This window comes from Sphingobacterium sp. UBA3549 (assembly GCF_002376635.1).
In the GTDB taxonomy this organism is placed as follows: Bacteria; Bacteroidota; Bacteroidia; order Sphingobacteriales; family Sphingobacteriaceae; genus Sphingobacterium.
In genome coordinates, this window is the sequence record NZ_DFOE01000034.1 from 135,792 (window position 1) to 151,880 (window position 16,089).

Here is a 16,089-nt window from a genome sequence, read left to right on the forward strand (position 1 = left end):
TTAATGCGCAGCAAATTATTGCAGATTTATTTTTAAGACAACAACGTAAAATCAATCTGCCTTTTATCCAGATCGACTTTCTTCACGCGGATCTGAACCTCATCACCCAATTGGAATTTCTTTTTCTTCCGTTGTCCAATGATTGCATAGTTTTTCTCGTCAAGCACGTAAAAGTCATCGGTAATATCACGCAAGCGCACCATACCTTCACATTTGTTCTCCTCAATCTCTACATACATACCCCATTCGGTCACGCCCGACACAATACCGGTATAGTCAGTGCCAATCTGGTCCTGCAAATATTCCGCTTGTTTGTACTTGATTGATGCACGCTCGGCCTCAGCTGCCTTTTTCTCCATTTGCGAAGAATGTTCCGCCATTTTCTCGTAATGCTCTGCATTGATCTTCGTGCCGCCATCCAGATAAAACTGTAAAAGACGGTGTACCATCACATCCGGATAGCGGCGGATAGGAGAGGTGAAGTGTGTATAATAATCGAATGCCAATCCATAGTGGCTTGTTTTCTTCGTCGTATAGATTGCTTTGGCCATCGAGCGCACAGCCAATGAAGTCAGCATATTCTGCTCTTTGCTACCTTCGATCTTGGTCATTAGTGCATTCAAAGATTTTGCCGTTTCCTTATCTGTTTTGATGGTCAATTTATGGCCAAACCGCGCAGCAAATTGAGAGAAGGTAGTGAGTGTTTCTGGATTAGGTACATCGTGAAAACGGTAAACAAACGTAAGCTTGTTTTTTCCGCGCCCTTGTTTACCGATAAACTCAGCAACCTTACGATTGGCCAATAACATAAAATCTTCAATCAGTTTATGGGCATCTTTACGGACTTTGGTGTATACCCCCGTAGGTTTGCCATTTTCATCCAACGTGAATTTTACTTCTTCACTTTCAAAGGCTATTGCTCCATTTTTAAACTTCCGCTCCCGAAGGATATAAGCGAGTTCATTTAGTTTCAAAATCTCCTCGTTGAAATCACCCGATCTCGTCTCGATCACCTCCTGCGCCTCTTCATAGCTAAACCGTCTATCCGAGTGAATCACTGTGCGCCCAAACCATTGATCGTGTACATTAGCTTTCTCATCCAGTTCGAAAACAGCTGAAAAACACAGCTTATCTTCATGCGGACGTAAGGAACATACACCATTGGAAAGGCGCTCCGGAAGCATAGGAATAACACGGTCCACCAAATAAACCGATGTGCCGCGACTGAAGGCTTCTTTATCTAATTCTGTATCTGGCACCACAAAATGGGAAACATCAGCAATATGAACACCAATTTCATAATTGCCATTCTCCAGTTTCTGAAATGAAATTGCATCATCGAAATCTTTTGCATCTGCCGGGTCAATGGTAAAGGTCGTCACGCTTCTAAAGTCACGTCTTTTCGCAATTTCCTCGTTGCTTATTTCTTCCGAAATCTTATTGGCTTCAGCTTCCACTTTTTTCGGGAATTCCAATGGAAAACCAAAGTCGGCCAAAATCGCATTCATCTCGGTATTGTTTTCTCCTTTGGTTCCCAAAACGTGTTTTACTGTCCCCACAGGGTTTTTGCTTCCGCTCGGCCAGTCAATAATCGAAACCACTACTTTTTCTTTATCCTTAGCACCATTCAGGTTATCCAAGGGAATGAAGATGTCGTGCAACATCTTTCGATCGTCCGCAATGAAAAATGCAAAATTATTGGAGATACTGATGGTTCCCGTAAAATCGGTCTTGGCCCTTTGCAGGATTTCAACCACTTCACCTTCTTTTTTACGGCCGCCTTTTCGTTTTTCAAAAGTATGTACCTTAACGATATCGCCGTGTAGCGCTTGCCTCAGCTTACGTGGGGCAATATAAATGTCATTTTCAAATTCGTCATCAGGAATGACATAGGCAGAACCATCGGCGGTCATATCGACCTTCCCTGTGACATAAACTTTGAGTTGCTTCAAATTAAACTTGCCTCGCTCGACCTCAACAAAAAGTCCATTTCTAACATTATCATGTAAGATATCGGCAATAGCGACTTTGGAATCGTTATCCGTAAGGTTCAATTTTGAAGATACTTGTTTATAGTTGAGCGGCTTGTTAGCTGATTTTTCGAAAATATCGACGATCAGTTGTGTCAAGACCTCTTTATATGGATTTTCTTTTCTTGTTTTCATCCAATTTTTTTCTTAATTATTATTTATTCAGTTGTATCGATCCTATACAGCCTTCGGCTTTCCGCTAACTGACTGCGCGGTAATGGATCGCGCAAAGCCAGTCCTTGGAACGCAGCATGAGAGTGTCGGATAGCAAGATCGATGTTACTACAAGGTACAAAAAAAACAGCAGTTGGCACGACAATAACGAGCTAAACGGAGCATCTTCCGATAGCTGATGTATAGACACTTGAACCGACAAATAGTTTTTGATTCGTATAGCCTGATTTATTTTTTGCAATGATTGCACACGCCAAGCGCATTTACAGCTATGGCTTCGAGACTAAAGCCTTCAGGTATAGATACCTTCGGTAAAGTCATATCTTCCAGACAGTACACAGAATTGCACACCCGGCAAATAAAATGTACGTGTTGGTCGTGGTGATCATGTTCTGAACAGTTTGTCGAGCACATGGCATAAGTGGCCGTACCATGTAGGTCAAAGATTTTATGGATAATCCCTTTCTCTTCAAAACTGGCCAGTACGCGGTATAATGTAACACGGTCAATATCCTTGCCCAGTAATTTTTCCAGCTCCGGCTGAGAAATCGCCGAATCTTTACGGGAGATAATTTCAAGTACCTTCAACCGTGGCTGGGTAACTTTTAAACTATTTCGTTTGAGAATTTCTGGATATACAGTGTTGGAATCTTCCATGGATTTTCTTCGTTAAGCCTTAGATCAGATACAAACTAAGAGAAATTTACGGTCATTTACAAGTTTTAAAAACTGTCTGACGAATTTATTCATCGCACTTTTCCCCTTTTACCCTTCCCTAGATGAAACAAAAATTAAATCTTTTTCACTAGTCAGCTGAAGCTTTGATAAGACAAAAATACGGAATCTGATGAAATAAAGAAAACCGATAAGTTTAAGATTCGTGTCATCTTACTTATCGGTTTTAACGCTATATGGAACTATAGATGCCTTATTTTCCTGCAGCTTTAGCGTGATCAGCTAAAAATGTTGCCAAACCGCTATCTGTCAATGGATGTTTCAGTAGGGAAAGGATCGCCGACAATGGACCTGTCATCACATCAGCGCCAATTTTAGCACATCCTAGAATGTGCGCACTGTGACGTACAGAAGCCGCTAATATTTGCGTTGGATAGTTGTAGTTATCGTAGATCAAACGGATATCTTCAATCAGCGCCAATCCATCTGTAGAGATATCATCCAAACGACCAATGAAAGGAGATACATAGGTTGCACCAGCTTTAGCAGCCAATAACGCCTGACCCGCTGTGAACACTAATGTACAATTTGTTTTAATGCCTTTTTTGCTGAAATATTTAATTGCTTTTACGCCATCTTTGATCATAGGAACTTTAACAACAATCTTATTATCAAGAGCTGCCAACGCTTCTCCTTCTTTGATCATTTCCTCATAAGTAGTAGAAATAACTTCTGCACTTACGTCGCCATCAACGATCGCACAGATCGCTTTATAATGGTTGATTACGTTTTCATCACCGCTAATACCTTCTTTAGCCATTAAACTCGGATTGGTCGTTACACCGTCTAATACGCCTAAATCTTGAGCTTCTTTGATTTGTTCTAGGTTTGCTGTGTCAATAAAAAATTTCATTGTGTATTGTGTTGAATGATAATTATTTGATTATTCTATTGTTGAAAATAACAGTACAAAGTTATCGATTATATTCCACTATTGAAGCATCGATTTTCACCTATTGCATCATAATCTTTGCAAAAAAAGAATCTCTTCGGCTAATTTTTTGTTATACTTTATTATAGTATTATCTTTAACGTATGCAGGTTTTCCGTTCGCTCCAATATAGAAATTTTCGTTTACATGTTATTGGACAGGCAATTTCCCTGATGGGAACATGGATGCAGCGTATAGCTATCAGCTGGTTGGTCTATGAAATCACGGGCTCTGTATTCTGGCTCGGTTTTGTTCAGTTCATCTCCTTATTGCCTTCGCTCATCCTTTCGCCATTTATTGGAAGTTTTGTTGATAAGCACAAAAAGTATAAATTGGTTTTGATGACCCAAATTGGTCTCATGATCCAGGCGGGTATTTTGACTCTGGTGGTGTATCTGAAGTGGGAGAGTGTGCTATGGCTTTCCGCATTGGGACTTATACAAGGGATCATTAACTCCTTTGACGTTTTGGGACGACAGTCCCTTATGATGCATTTGATTGGAGATCGTAAAGATCTGCCGAATGCCATCGCCCTGAACTCAACGATTTTCAATGGCGCACGCATGGTGGGCCCTGCAATAGGGGGGATTTTATTAAGTACTTACGGCGAACTCGCCTGCTTTGCACTTAACTTTATTAGTTTTGTTCCTGTCATTATTACGCTATTGATGATGCGGGTCGACGAAACTCATGCTCAGCTTAGCAAGGGGAGCAATTGGGAAGGCTTGGTCGAAGGTTTTCGCTATCTCAAACGGTCACCACATATCTCTTCGCTGATTATCATCATGACCTTTTCCAGCCTGATTGTCATTCCCTACACGTCGTTGCTACCGGCCATAGCCAAAGAAATGTTTCACGGTGATGAACGCACCTTTTCCTGGTTTGAAAGTGCAGCCGGATTGGGAGCTATGATTGGTGCCTTTAATATGGCTCGTTTAAAATCTGGTACCAATTTGCGGTATCAGGTGATGGGAGCTGCCGCACTGATGGGGATGGCATTGTTGTTTCTGGCGCATTCTAGCATGCTTCAGATGGCACTCGTTTATGTCATGTTGGTGTCTTTTGCCATGATGATGCAAACGTCAAGTATCAATACCTATATTCAGACCCACGCCATACCGATTTACCGTGCCCGCGCGATCTCCTATTACGTGATGGCCTTTCAGGGGATTTTCCCGATCGGCACATTGATGATCGGTTCTCTGGCCAGCTATTGTGGCCTGAGAATAACATTATATGCGATGGGCGGGCTAGGTATTATGATAGCAGTCGTTTATTACGGTTATCTCCGATTCCACATCCAAAAACGTTTATTTAAGTTTTAGTTTTCGGGTGCGCAATTTTAGCGTGCGCTTGGCATAATCGATGACAGCACCATAGTCTGCAAAAATATCTCCACCCAATACGCCAATCACAGGATCTAGATGCATTTGTTCGTAGGCATAATTAATGGAACTTAAGTCCAATACCGCAGTATGTAGTTTGTTGATCTCCCATTCGCCAATTTTCAGGCTCGGAATTGCCAGGTTAAAGCTTTCCATTGAATTGGTACCAAGTCCTGTTGATAGTGTTTCAGATGGTTCAAGCTCCAATTGATCCTCTAAAAGATGGCCCAATTGTGTTTTATCAAATACAGTTTTAGAAGCACCTGTATCAATCACCATCTTGAATGAACGACTATAAATTTCTACATCAACCAAAATGTGTGTGCCTTGGCCTTGTAAATCCAATAATTGAAATGGTACTGTTGTCATACCTCCAAACATAGCCAAAAAATCCATCAAAAAAGAAACTTTCCGCCGCTAGAAGCTTAAAATTGAGCTTGATGCTGCATGGTGTATCTGCACTTTTCCGCTTTTCAACGTTTTCAGGTAGCGATGCAGGTTTACTAAAAGCAACGACAATACAAGAAAGATAATAGATCCTAAAGGAGAGGAGACAGAGAAATAGGCTGTTATTTGTGTACAACAGCCTATTATTTTGTTGCCTATAGGGCTTTTATTTCTTTTAATACATTATTCATGTTACGGACTGCTTCCGCGCTTTTGCGAAATTTTTCTTCGTCCTCTTCATCCAAATGAAGTGGTACGATCCGATCCCATCCTTTTTTATTGATGATAACCGGTACGCCAAGCGTAATATCTTCTTGGCCAAATTCACCTTCCAAATAAACGGAAGCAGTAAATAATTTCCCTTGATCACGGACAATGCTTTCAACTACTGCAGCAGTTGCCGCGCCCGGCGCATACCATGCGGATGTTCCGATTAGGCTGGTTAATGTAGCTCCTCCAACCATGGTTTTGTGGACAATTTCATTCTGCTCTTCCACGGTGAGGAAATCCGTCACCGGAATACTGTTCCACGTGGAGTGCTTAATAAGCGGTATCATTGTTGTATCGCCATGACCACCAATGACTATCGCATTGAGATCCGCAGCGGAAGCATTCAGTTTATCACTTAATTGATATTTAAATCGGGCCGAATCCAAGGTTCCACCCATACCTATAATCCTATTTTTGGGTAAACCACTTGCCTTTAAGGCCAGATAGGTCATGGTATCCATCGGATTAGAAACGATGACAATGATAATATCTGGAGAATGTTTTACTAAGTTCTCGACAACAGACTTGACGATATTCGCATTTGTCCCGATTAATTCTTCACGTGTCATTCCAGGTTTACGTGGAATGCCCGACGTAATCACAGCAACAGTAGAACCTGCAGTTGAAAGATAGTCATTCGTGACCCCTTTAATTTTTGATTCAAAACCCAATAAGGCTGCGGTTTGTGCCATATCTTGCGCTTTGCCTTCTGCAAAACCTTCTTTAATATCCAATAATACAATCTCCTCTGCGACATTCCGACGGATTAAATTGTCCGCTGTAGTAGCTCCTACAGCTCCAGCACCAACAATAGTTACTTTCATATGTACTTTATTTGTTTATTTATGCGCTAATTATCCGACTAAGTCCAGGTTGCCTTTGGCAGCTTTATGCCATATAGAATATCCAGCCTATCCTCATCAGTGCTTGTCTCTTAATGCTGCATGGATATTTCCTGAACATTTATGTGGATCAAAAAATAATGCTTGAATTTAATCAATTATTGTCAGTAAACCAATGCCGGCCGTGGGAATAACTCGTTTTTTGACATAATAATATGCCAGGAATTCGTCCTGAGCAAAGAATACCCGATAACATCGTTCCAAGTGTATGACCTAGGTAAGACGACCCGAAAAAACAACAGGCTTGAAATCATTCAAGCCTGTTGTTACTAGTACGTAAGCCGGATCGGTCGCCTAGAACGGATAACCGATGGCTAAGTTGAACATCAGGTTGTCTTTACGCCATTTAGAACTTCCAAAGTCAATATCGCTAAATACCCAACGTTCTCCTTTTGGGAGATAGGGAATACGGAATGGTATGGACATGTCGGTACGGACGATCAAGAAAGTGAAGTCGAAACGTAATCCCGCTCCACCACCAACTGCTAATTCATTTAAAAAATCCTTACTAAATTTGCCGCCCGGCTTGTTCACATCCGCTCGCTGCAACCAGACGTTTCCCGCATCAATAAATGCTGCCCAATGCACAAACCCCGCTAATTTTGCTCTATATTCTGTATTTAGTTCCAATTTAATGTCACCGGTTTGATCCGCAAAGAAAAGTCCATTGCTTAGCTTTTCAGGGGCAACTGTTCCCGGACCAATAGCGCGCGCACCGAAAGCACGGATACTATTAGGCCCCCCCACATAATACTGTTTTAAATAGGGAAGGGAGCGGGAGTTGCCATAAGAATAACTCAAACCCAAACTTACCCGCGATGCAAGTTGTGAATTCTCCGATAACTTTAAATAATGTCGACCATCGCCACTGATCTTGATATATTGTGAAAAATAAGCATCAAACAATTTGAACGTTTTCCCTTTATTAAAATCTGCTCCTTTTATCAGCCCAAGTATGTTTCCCGACAGGTCCAAGTTGCCTTTGAAATAAAATGTATTTTTCAAATGCTGCTTCATGGTGTTTTGAAACGTAAAGTTGTAGTTTGGACCAATGGTAAACTGCGGGTCTATGGCATGTCGCAATGCAGGAATGGTATCCATTTGTTTTTGGTAGTTTTCCGAAATGCCTTTAGGCTGAACATAAGTAATCTCCATTAAAGCGAGATCATGCTGTTTTTCTTCAGACTCTTGCCAGATATAACCGTAATCCAATGCAATCGAATTTAGCGTATAAGCTTTGCGGCGATTTAAAAACTCATAGCGGCCTTTGATATAAGTCTTCGGAATAAAGCGCCGCGACGGCGAAACTCTTCCAAAAGGAGACAATATGCGAGGAAAAGTCAAGGTCGCCTCCATACCGTAGCGGTAATAACTCGAATTAAGGTCGGCCGATCCTCCCGTCTGGGTCTCATAACCGCCGAATACGTTAAAGCTGAGTTGCTCGGCACCTTTGAATGCATTTCGTAAAGTCCAGTTGACATTCACCTCAGTACCGTTGTATACCGAAGCCATTTTTCCTAAAAGCTCCACCCGAAGGGACTTTTTTGGTAATGGGGTCAAGTAATAGTAGACATCCAGTGCGTTGGGCACTTCTTTGCTGTCGACAAAATTGTTCTTTACAAATTTCCAGCTATTGAGGTTTACCAAATGACTGATGGTCTGATTGTGGGCATTACGGTTGTATATATCGCCCGGATGAAAGAAGATATGGTTCGCAATAACAGGCTTCCGGTAAAGATGCTGACGGTCTATAAAATAATAGCTGCTATCGTACAGTTCTGCACTCCGTGTGGATCGCTGATAACCAGAGCTTGTTTCCGTATAGTTCGGAAAAATGTAAATTTTATTGATCTTGGATGGGACTTTCGCTTGCGCCGGTGTCTCTTTTTTAACCGTAACATACATATCCACCTTGTTATTCCGGTTCGAACTGTCTACCTGAACCAAGATGTAATCCGGGCTGAAATAATAATAGCCTTTATTTTTAAGATCATTATCGATGCGGTCACGTTCGTTTAAGATAACATCTAAACTGTAGTTCTTTCCTACCTGGAGAAGACTTTGATCAGAACTCGAACGAATATCTTTCCCCAACTGACTGTTGCTGTCAACATCAAATTTAACAGACTGTATGCGGTAAATCAGGTTGGGCTTGGCGGTATAATTAATCGTTGCTTTTTTGTTTTCTACTAACGTATCGGATCTCACTTCCGCATTAAAGAAACCAAAATTTTCCAGACGATTGCGCAATAGATTTTCATTATATTCTCGATTAACATCCCGAAGCAACACGGGCTCTTCACCAATTTTTTTAAAGAATTTTTTTATGATGTTGTTCCCGGCTGAATCTCCAGCCATATTATTAAAATATAGCTTAAAAGGTACCCCCGCCAGTCGTTTATTCGGTTTGGGCATAAGGGCCTCTTCGAGGCGGGTTGATATCTTTTCCTTGTTTTCCTTAGAAATGGTGTCCGACTCGACGATGACATTCCCCTTCACATATAAGCTTTCTCCTTCTTTCAGATTTTTGGTTGACGAACAGGAGGCGATGAATGCAGCGAATGTTACTATTCCAACACTATACTTTAATCTAACCCGCATGATAACTCCTTTCCTCATCTTCATTTTTTATAGCTGTTGTTCTGATGGTATCTAAATTTGATTTTGGACCATTGCTTTTTGGTAATTTTTTGCTGGAGTCCAATTGCTGTTTACGTTTCTCTTCTTCTCTTTCCTCCATACGTTTTCTGTATGCTGGACTATGTAGCATCAAACTGTCACGGATGACGGTGCGCACGCTATCACGATAGACTGAGTCGGTTTCCATACGCTCGACATCGAAACGTTTTCTGAAACTTTTGCTATTCGTATCATAGTACTCTTTGAGTTTTTTTGAACTCATCCAGATTTCCTTAAACCTATTGTAATCCATATTGATGATAAATCCAATACCTGTTTCTACATATTGGCCTTGTAGTGTAACTTGATATTGATTCTTACGGTATACCCGCGCAAAATAACGACCGTCTTGTGAAAGCTGATAATCCAATTGGATATCTCCGGCAATATTATTGGCTGTCTCTCCAGGCCGTGTGTTTCCTTCCACTTCAAAATTAGAACCAATAGTAATTTTTAAACGATCATTTAAGAGCATTTTTGATACACCTATATTTAGATCCGTGCGAGTTTGTCCTGCTCCGGTAGCATAATCCTCTTCTGAAGTTAGATTAAAATCAAGTTCTACTCCTGTAATAAGTTCGGAAGCCAAGCGGTTCAATTGACCACTCAGGAAGGAACTGATACTATTTCTCACAATAGCTTCGGTACCACCGCCACCCGAAAGACTCTCAAATGGATTGGTCGACATAAAGCGCCCCAACACAATAAGTGAAAAGACCTGCTTGTTGAGTTCAGACGGATTTTCACGTAGCGTAGTCAATGCATTGTTCACCTTGCTGATTACATCTTGCGAAACAACCGAGTTGTTTTCGTCCAGGTCAATATCAAAATTCAGTTGCGGCTGGAACAATTTGTCTGTAATCTTTAGTAAGACATTGAACGGAATACGTTGCTTATACAAATTGGCATTTTCTGAACCGAGTTGCGTTGCAACAAGCTCTAAAGTCGGTGCTTTGGTCGTATATGCTGCCGTGATATTCAGCTGGGCATCCAATGGATCGCCATTCCAGGTAATGGTGCTTCCTTTTCGGAACGTAAAATCTTTCTTCACAGGGCCAAAACTAAATGAATAGCTTCCCTTGTCAACGGTAAACGTCCCAGACAAAGTTATTTTGCTACTGGCATCGATACCTGCGTTCAGCTCGGCTTCTCCCTGGATGTTAAGGGCATCCTGCGAACCGGCATCCAGCAGGATCTTAAATTTAGCATCCTTATCTGTTTGAAGGTTGAGGTCCACATCGATCCCCGTTAAACGGGTGACAGTCATGGAATCTAATTTGGCAAAAACATTTGCTCTTGTTGTATCCCTCTTATCAACAAATTCAACAACCCCTTTACGATCGGCCATTCCTGGATCATCGTTTGGCATGACAAAGGTGAAATCGGTATCATCTAACACTTTGATTGTACCGTCCACGATAGGTTTATCGAGATTTCCGCGAATGCGCAGATTCGAAGTAAGATACATTTTACCATAGAACATGTCATTATCGCTTTGTGTTGAATTGAGCACTTCAAAATTGTCCGTATTGACATTGAGATTAAAATCAAAATCAGTATACGTTGTCGTAGCTATGGATCCCGTCAGCTTAGCAATATTTCCCTTTTTGTCTTCTAATGCAAATTTGGGAAAAGTAATGCCTCTTTCATCCAAATGAATTGTTTCGTTTTTTGCTTTAAAGAGTGCATTCAGCATGGCAATGTTAAATTGTGCATCTTTAAAATTAACATCGCCGTTAATGAGCGGTTTAGATGGTGATCCTGTTATTTTCAATTGGCCTTCAAGATTTCCTTTCGAATCTTTAAGATATCCGAGGCTAAATGCTTGCACGGTCTGCATCGAAAGCGGCGCAATATCTAAGGTAAAATCTAAGCTTGCTTCTCCCTGGGGGGGATTCACAAAATCACCATTTAAGACAACATTGTTGCCATTCTCACTAATACTAATATTGGCATTGTACGTGTTTTCTTTCTCATTATTAACTTTAATATTGACATTCCCAACGGTATCCTGTCCAATATAAAATTTATTGATAACAAGATCCGATACAAATACAGGGCTGCTCTCCAGGCGCGATATGGTCGCCTGACCATTAATTCCACCCCCGAGATCTACGGTTTCGCTTTCGAGCATTTTACTTAATGTCTCAATCCGGAAATTCTTGAATGCAATGTTTATCGGTGAATTGAGTACACTATCTTGTGAAGATATACTGAGCTCCTGTCCCTTATTGCTTAAGATAAATTCATTGGCCTGAATCCCTGTACGTCCAAATTTGAGCACATTGTTTGGATTTATTGTCCATTTGTCGTAATTCAGCATAAGGCCATCCTGCAGTAAACTGAAAACAAAGGCCCCATTATCAACACGCATATTTGCACCCAGATGATACTGCTCTTTCTCTTTCTTGTCTTTTATCCATAATCCAAAGTCTAAGTTGTTTTGAATGACTTTGCCACTGAATACCGTATTGACAAGTTCAATATTACTTATCTTGATCTTATTGATCAATGCGGAGTAATACAGTGTGCTATCCAGCGTATTGATGTCTAAAGTGACGTTATTGATTTCTGTACCATTATATATTATTTTGGGAGCATCCAACTTGGCGAGAATCGTTTTAGATTTACTGTTAAACATACCGTCCAAGGTGATGTCCGACATGGCTGTTAGTTCCGGTAAAAAATCCCTTATAAACTTCGTTCTGGTCAACTGAGCCGAAAACTCTATATTCTGTGGATCATATTTTGGTACTTCAACAGCTTTACCGGGTTGGTAGTATACCTGCAGAATGTCCTGTATGGCATTCTGCAATTCCAGAATTTTATATTTACCAACTAGATGAGCATTTAAAAAGTTTGATTTTAGAAGCAATAAATTACGGCTGGTATCGGCTTTTGCTATAAGCGAAATGCTGTCTAAAGAATAATATGCACCACTGTAAAAGATAGAGGAATTGGTAATATGTGCTTCACCGTTTAAAAAATTTGGATCCGCTGAACTAAACTTTCCAACGAGTTTACCCTGGTATTTGAACTCGTCATCCATTAACTTTAAATTCTTAAGATTGATGGTATCTACCTGAAGCTCGAAATCCACCTGTGGATATTTGGACTTCATATTCGCTGTTGCATTTAACGTCAATTGAATATTTGGATCAGGACTGACCACAGCCGCTTTGATATCTCCCTTGTCGGCGGTCAGGTTCATGTCGATATTCTGATACCGGTAACCCATGGCGTCCATTCGGTTTACTTTACCATCGAAGTTGGCTACAAGCTTCTTGGGGTCAGTACCATGGCCTTTAATCTTTCCTTCAAAAGAAAGAATGCCGAGGGTACTGTCCATTTTCATGATCTTACCAATGTCGAAATCACGAATACTGACAAAGGCATCATAGGTTGTATCGCGGCCGATCATGCCCACCTTACCATTAAACTTGGCCGTTCCCTTTTCTGTAACCAGCGAAAGATTGGTGTTAAAGGCTTTCATACCGCCTTTAAATGTTCCCGTAAGGCCAATCGTATTCGGTAGCTCAATACCGCTCGGAAGTATATTTTTAGAAATTAGTTTTTCGATATCCGAACGGCCTGTCGTCAATTTCTTTAAATTAAGATCCAGTGACATTTTATCCACTTCGGGGAGCCCCCTTAAACGTAGGCTCGCTATGACACGTGTATTGGACAGGGTTTGGAAATCAATTGCTGGAATATTCAGATCATTTACCTTACCCACAACACGTCCATCGATAGCAAATTTTTTGTCCATCAAGGGTTTCATCACCTGCATAGTATCCAAAAAAGGGGCAAAATAGTAAATGTCGCGCATATCGACTTGACTCTTTTTGATGTTTGCATTGACGTAGAGGAGTTCCGGTTTTTTTGCAACAATATCCAATGATGGATAGGTGACTTTTACGTAATCACGTAGGAGCGTACGTGGAGTTTCCGCATACAGATTTTTGATTTCAGCACCAGTATTTGTATACTTAAAATCTCCCTTTAATTGTTTGATCACAAAACCCGAACGATCAGAGGCTACCAGTTCGTTCAAAGATCCACTGATTGAATCGGCACTGTAGTAAAGATCACTTAAGCTGGTTTTCATACCCGGGATCTTAATGTTAAAATAATCAAAACCCTTCATCCGCGCCTGATTGTCATCGCGGTAAGCTAAACTTGTATTATTGATCTGAATATCTTTAGCCGATACAATCCAGTTTACTTTGGTCGTATCTACTGTAGGTTTAGCTATGCTGTTTGCTTTTTTTAGGACCTTTCCAAAGAGCACACTGTTGTCCGAACCGTCGAGGCTGATTGTTTGAATATCCACAACTTCTTTGTTGAGGTCGATCTTGTTAATGTCTGCGTGAAGATTTTTGACATAAAACTTGGTGTTCAAGAGGCTGGACTGATCTTCATAACGCACTAAGATATTGGTCAAGTCCGCGATCTGTATGCCAACATCGGGAAGCAATGTGGTTGTTTGAGCCGTTTCATCCGTAATGCCAAAGTCCTCAACAGAAGGCGCTGAGCCGTCAACCATCGGCCGCCATTGTTTGATGGTAGCACTCAGACCATCGATCTTCACTTTTGGAAGATTGAAAGCCATATTTTTTGTTAGATCAAACTTCTTAATGTTGGTATTTAGGCTGTTGAGATATACGTCAGCGCTGGTCCCAATTACATCATCGGCATAGACAATATGAAATTTATCAAATTTTACTTTATCGAGGTTGAATAGGAGTGCTGAACTGCTGTCGGCAGTTGGAGTGCTTTCTTTTTGCGATGCAAATGCTTTGACAATATAATCAAAGTTGAACGAACTGTCAGGTAATGTACGGCGAATTTTCGCGGTGATACCTTCTGCTTCTATACTTTGGATTTCAACCGTATTTTTTAGCAGTTTCAGCATATTGATATCCACAGCTATCGATTTTCCAGCAACCAATGTGTCCTTGCTTTGGTCCGCTAAATAGATGTCCTGTAAAACTAGTTTCTTAGGAAAATCGATATTGATGTAGCCGATTTTAACGGGCGTACCAATCTTTCCTTCAACATATTGAGTTACTTTTCCGGCAATATAATTCTGAACCGATGGTATTCGAATTAAAAATACAATTAGAATAGCAAGCGCAATTATTACTCCAATAATCCACAAAATTGTTTTGAAAGCAACTCGGGTAAATCTGTTCAACGTGTAATTTGATTTAAGTATCTATTAATAAAAATTAAAACGGGAAAAAGTTACATCAAATAATTGACCAAACCTGTATAGTCATATAAAGTTTTTTGTTTTTTAATTTTATGTTAATAAAAACATTAAATACCTATCAATTTGTCAAAAAATAGTTATTTAATGGGAATATATGCGCTATGCTGAACGAGCTCGTTTGTCTAACATTGAAGCAATTATTCAAGCAATTTTTTATATCTTCCCCAGTTTTCAAAAACTACCCATAGCCAGATAATGAAAAGTACAGCCCAAATAATTAATCCCTGCTGACTATAGAAAATCATGTTATGGGTAAAAATACCAATGAGGATCGGGAAGATGACCAATGCACCCAACGTTCTTGTCTTTGGAAAAATAAATAGTAAACCGCCAATGAGCTCGATAATTCCAACCAGTGGCATTAGCCATTTTATAGCGTTAAAAGCTTCAAATACCTTTTTCATGTCCATATCCATTGGTGGAGCTGGCATATAATGAAAAAGTTTATCCAAGCCCGCATTAATGAATAGCAAGGCAAATAGAATACAAAGTATATTTTTTAAGATTTTCATAGCGGGCAATCTGAGTTGATTAGTTTACTGTTATTGTGGTTGGTGGATCCGTACTGTTGTCTTCGTTGTCATTGTCTTCCTTTTGACTATTGCGTTCCACAGTAATGGTACACTCTGTAAGTAATGCTGCCACTGCGCCAATCGCTGCAAAAACAGGCGCTAAGATCAAGCCTATGGCCCCAACAGTTACTGGAAAGCTCATGATTTCCTTTCCATGTTTGTCCGAAATGCTAATTTTGTTCACGTTGCCCTCAGCAATAATTTCTTTGATTTTCTGCAAAAGGTTTTCACCGTTAATCTGAAATGTTTCTTTAAATCCCATAATCGTATAATTTAAGTTCGCTATTATAAAGTTATTCATTTTTTACAGAATTAGGATAAACTTTCCGGTATTGTTCCATTCGAAGTCAATTTTAAACTACACCAGACTCTCTCGCGAAACAACCATACCTTATTCATTAAGCGCTTTTTAGAAAATCCTTGAAATGAAATTTCCGATACTAAAAGGGGAATTGACGGGTGCATATCCTTAGTAAACCCTGGATACCTCCTCCAGTATTCACACGATCATTTGTCGTATATACTTCGGTACTTGTACGGTATTTCTTCGGTTACAACCGAAGAAGCACCGTACGAGTACCGAACAAGCACCGAACAAGCACCGAATAAGCGCCGAAGAAAAGGCGAATTTGGTATTAATTTGTATTCGTATTAATGGAGCTTCGCTTTAGGCGGTAACACCTTAAAAA

At 40.4% G+C, this 16,089-nt stretch carries 10 protein-coding genes; 1 reads left to right on the forward strand and 9 read right to left on the reverse strand.

Translation table 11 applies throughout. From position 1 onward, the window contains the following. Positions 1–32: 32 nt before the first annotated feature. The 3 genes from rnr to fsa all read right to left on the reverse strand — a co-directional run bounded on the left by rnr (position 33) and on the right by fsa (position 3,792). Positions 33–2,165 (reverse strand): ribonuclease R, encoded by a 2,133-nt coding sequence (gene rnr, locus B2W36_RS17080; RefSeq protein ID WP_293888889.1) that lies wholly within the window; start codon positions 2,163–2,165, stop codon positions 33–35. A gap of 267 nt (positions 2,166–2,432) precedes the next feature. After that, on the reverse strand, positions 2,433–2,861 hold the full coding sequence (locus B2W36_RS17085; RefSeq protein WP_209581612.1) for a Fur family transcriptional regulator: 429 nt from the start codon (positions 2,859–2,861) through the stop codon (positions 2,433–2,435). Positions 2,862–3,132: 271 nt separating this feature from the next. Further along, on the reverse strand, positions 3,133–3,792 hold the full coding sequence (gene fsa / locus B2W36_RS17090; protein ID WP_209581614.1) for a fructose-6-phosphate aldolase: 660 nt from the start codon (positions 3,790–3,792) through the stop codon (positions 3,133–3,135). 182 nt (positions 3,793–3,974) lie between these two features. Here fsa and B2W36_RS17095 point away from each other — a divergent pair, with 182 nt between their 5' ends. Further along, positions 3,975–5,195, forward strand: a complete 1,221-nt coding sequence (locus B2W36_RS17095) for an MFS transporter (RefSeq protein ID WP_293888891.1) — start codon at positions 3,975–3,977, stop codon at positions 5,193–5,195. Here B2W36_RS17095 and B2W36_RS17100 read toward each other — a convergent pair. From B2W36_RS17100 to B2W36_RS17125, 6 genes are all read right to left on the reverse strand, one after another. Then, the gene (locus B2W36_RS17100; protein ID WP_209581618.1) at positions 5,181–5,624 is read right to left on the reverse strand and encodes an aspartyl protease family protein; all 444 of its coding nucleotides are present in this window, start codon (positions 5,622–5,624) and stop codon (positions 5,181–5,183) included. The genes B2W36_RS17095 and B2W36_RS17100 overlap by 15 nt on opposite strands. A gap of 233 nt (positions 5,625–5,857) precedes the next feature. Continuing rightward, positions 5,858–6,796: a malate dehydrogenase gene (locus tag B2W36_RS17105; RefSeq protein ID WP_293888893.1), complete on the reverse strand. Its 939-nt coding sequence runs from the start codon at positions 6,794–6,796 to the stop codon at positions 5,858–5,860. Between the two features lie 372 nt (positions 6,797–7,168). Then, positions 7,169–9,493, reverse strand: a complete 2,325-nt coding sequence (locus B2W36_RS17110; protein WP_293888895.1) for a BamA/TamA family outer membrane protein — start codon at positions 9,491–9,493, stop codon at positions 7,169–7,171. Beyond that, the gene (locus B2W36_RS17115; protein ID WP_293888897.1) at positions 9,465–14,750 is read right to left on the reverse strand and encodes a translocation/assembly module TamB domain-containing protein; all 5,286 of its coding nucleotides are present in this window, start codon (positions 14,748–14,750) and stop codon (positions 9,465–9,467) included. Before B2W36_RS17115 ends, B2W36_RS17110 begins: the two co-directional genes overlap by 29 nt. Before the next feature lie 215 nt (positions 14,751–14,965). After that, positions 14,966–15,340, reverse strand: a complete 375-nt coding sequence (locus B2W36_RS17120) for a MauE/DoxX family redox-associated membrane protein (protein ID WP_293882221.1) — start codon at positions 15,338–15,340, stop codon at positions 14,966–14,968. Between the two features lie 19 nt (positions 15,341–15,359). After that, positions 15,360–15,662, reverse strand: a complete 303-nt coding sequence (locus B2W36_RS17125; RefSeq protein WP_209581631.1) for a DUF4342 domain-containing protein — start codon at positions 15,660–15,662, stop codon at positions 15,360–15,362. Between the last annotated feature and the right edge of the window lie 427 nt (positions 15,663–16,089).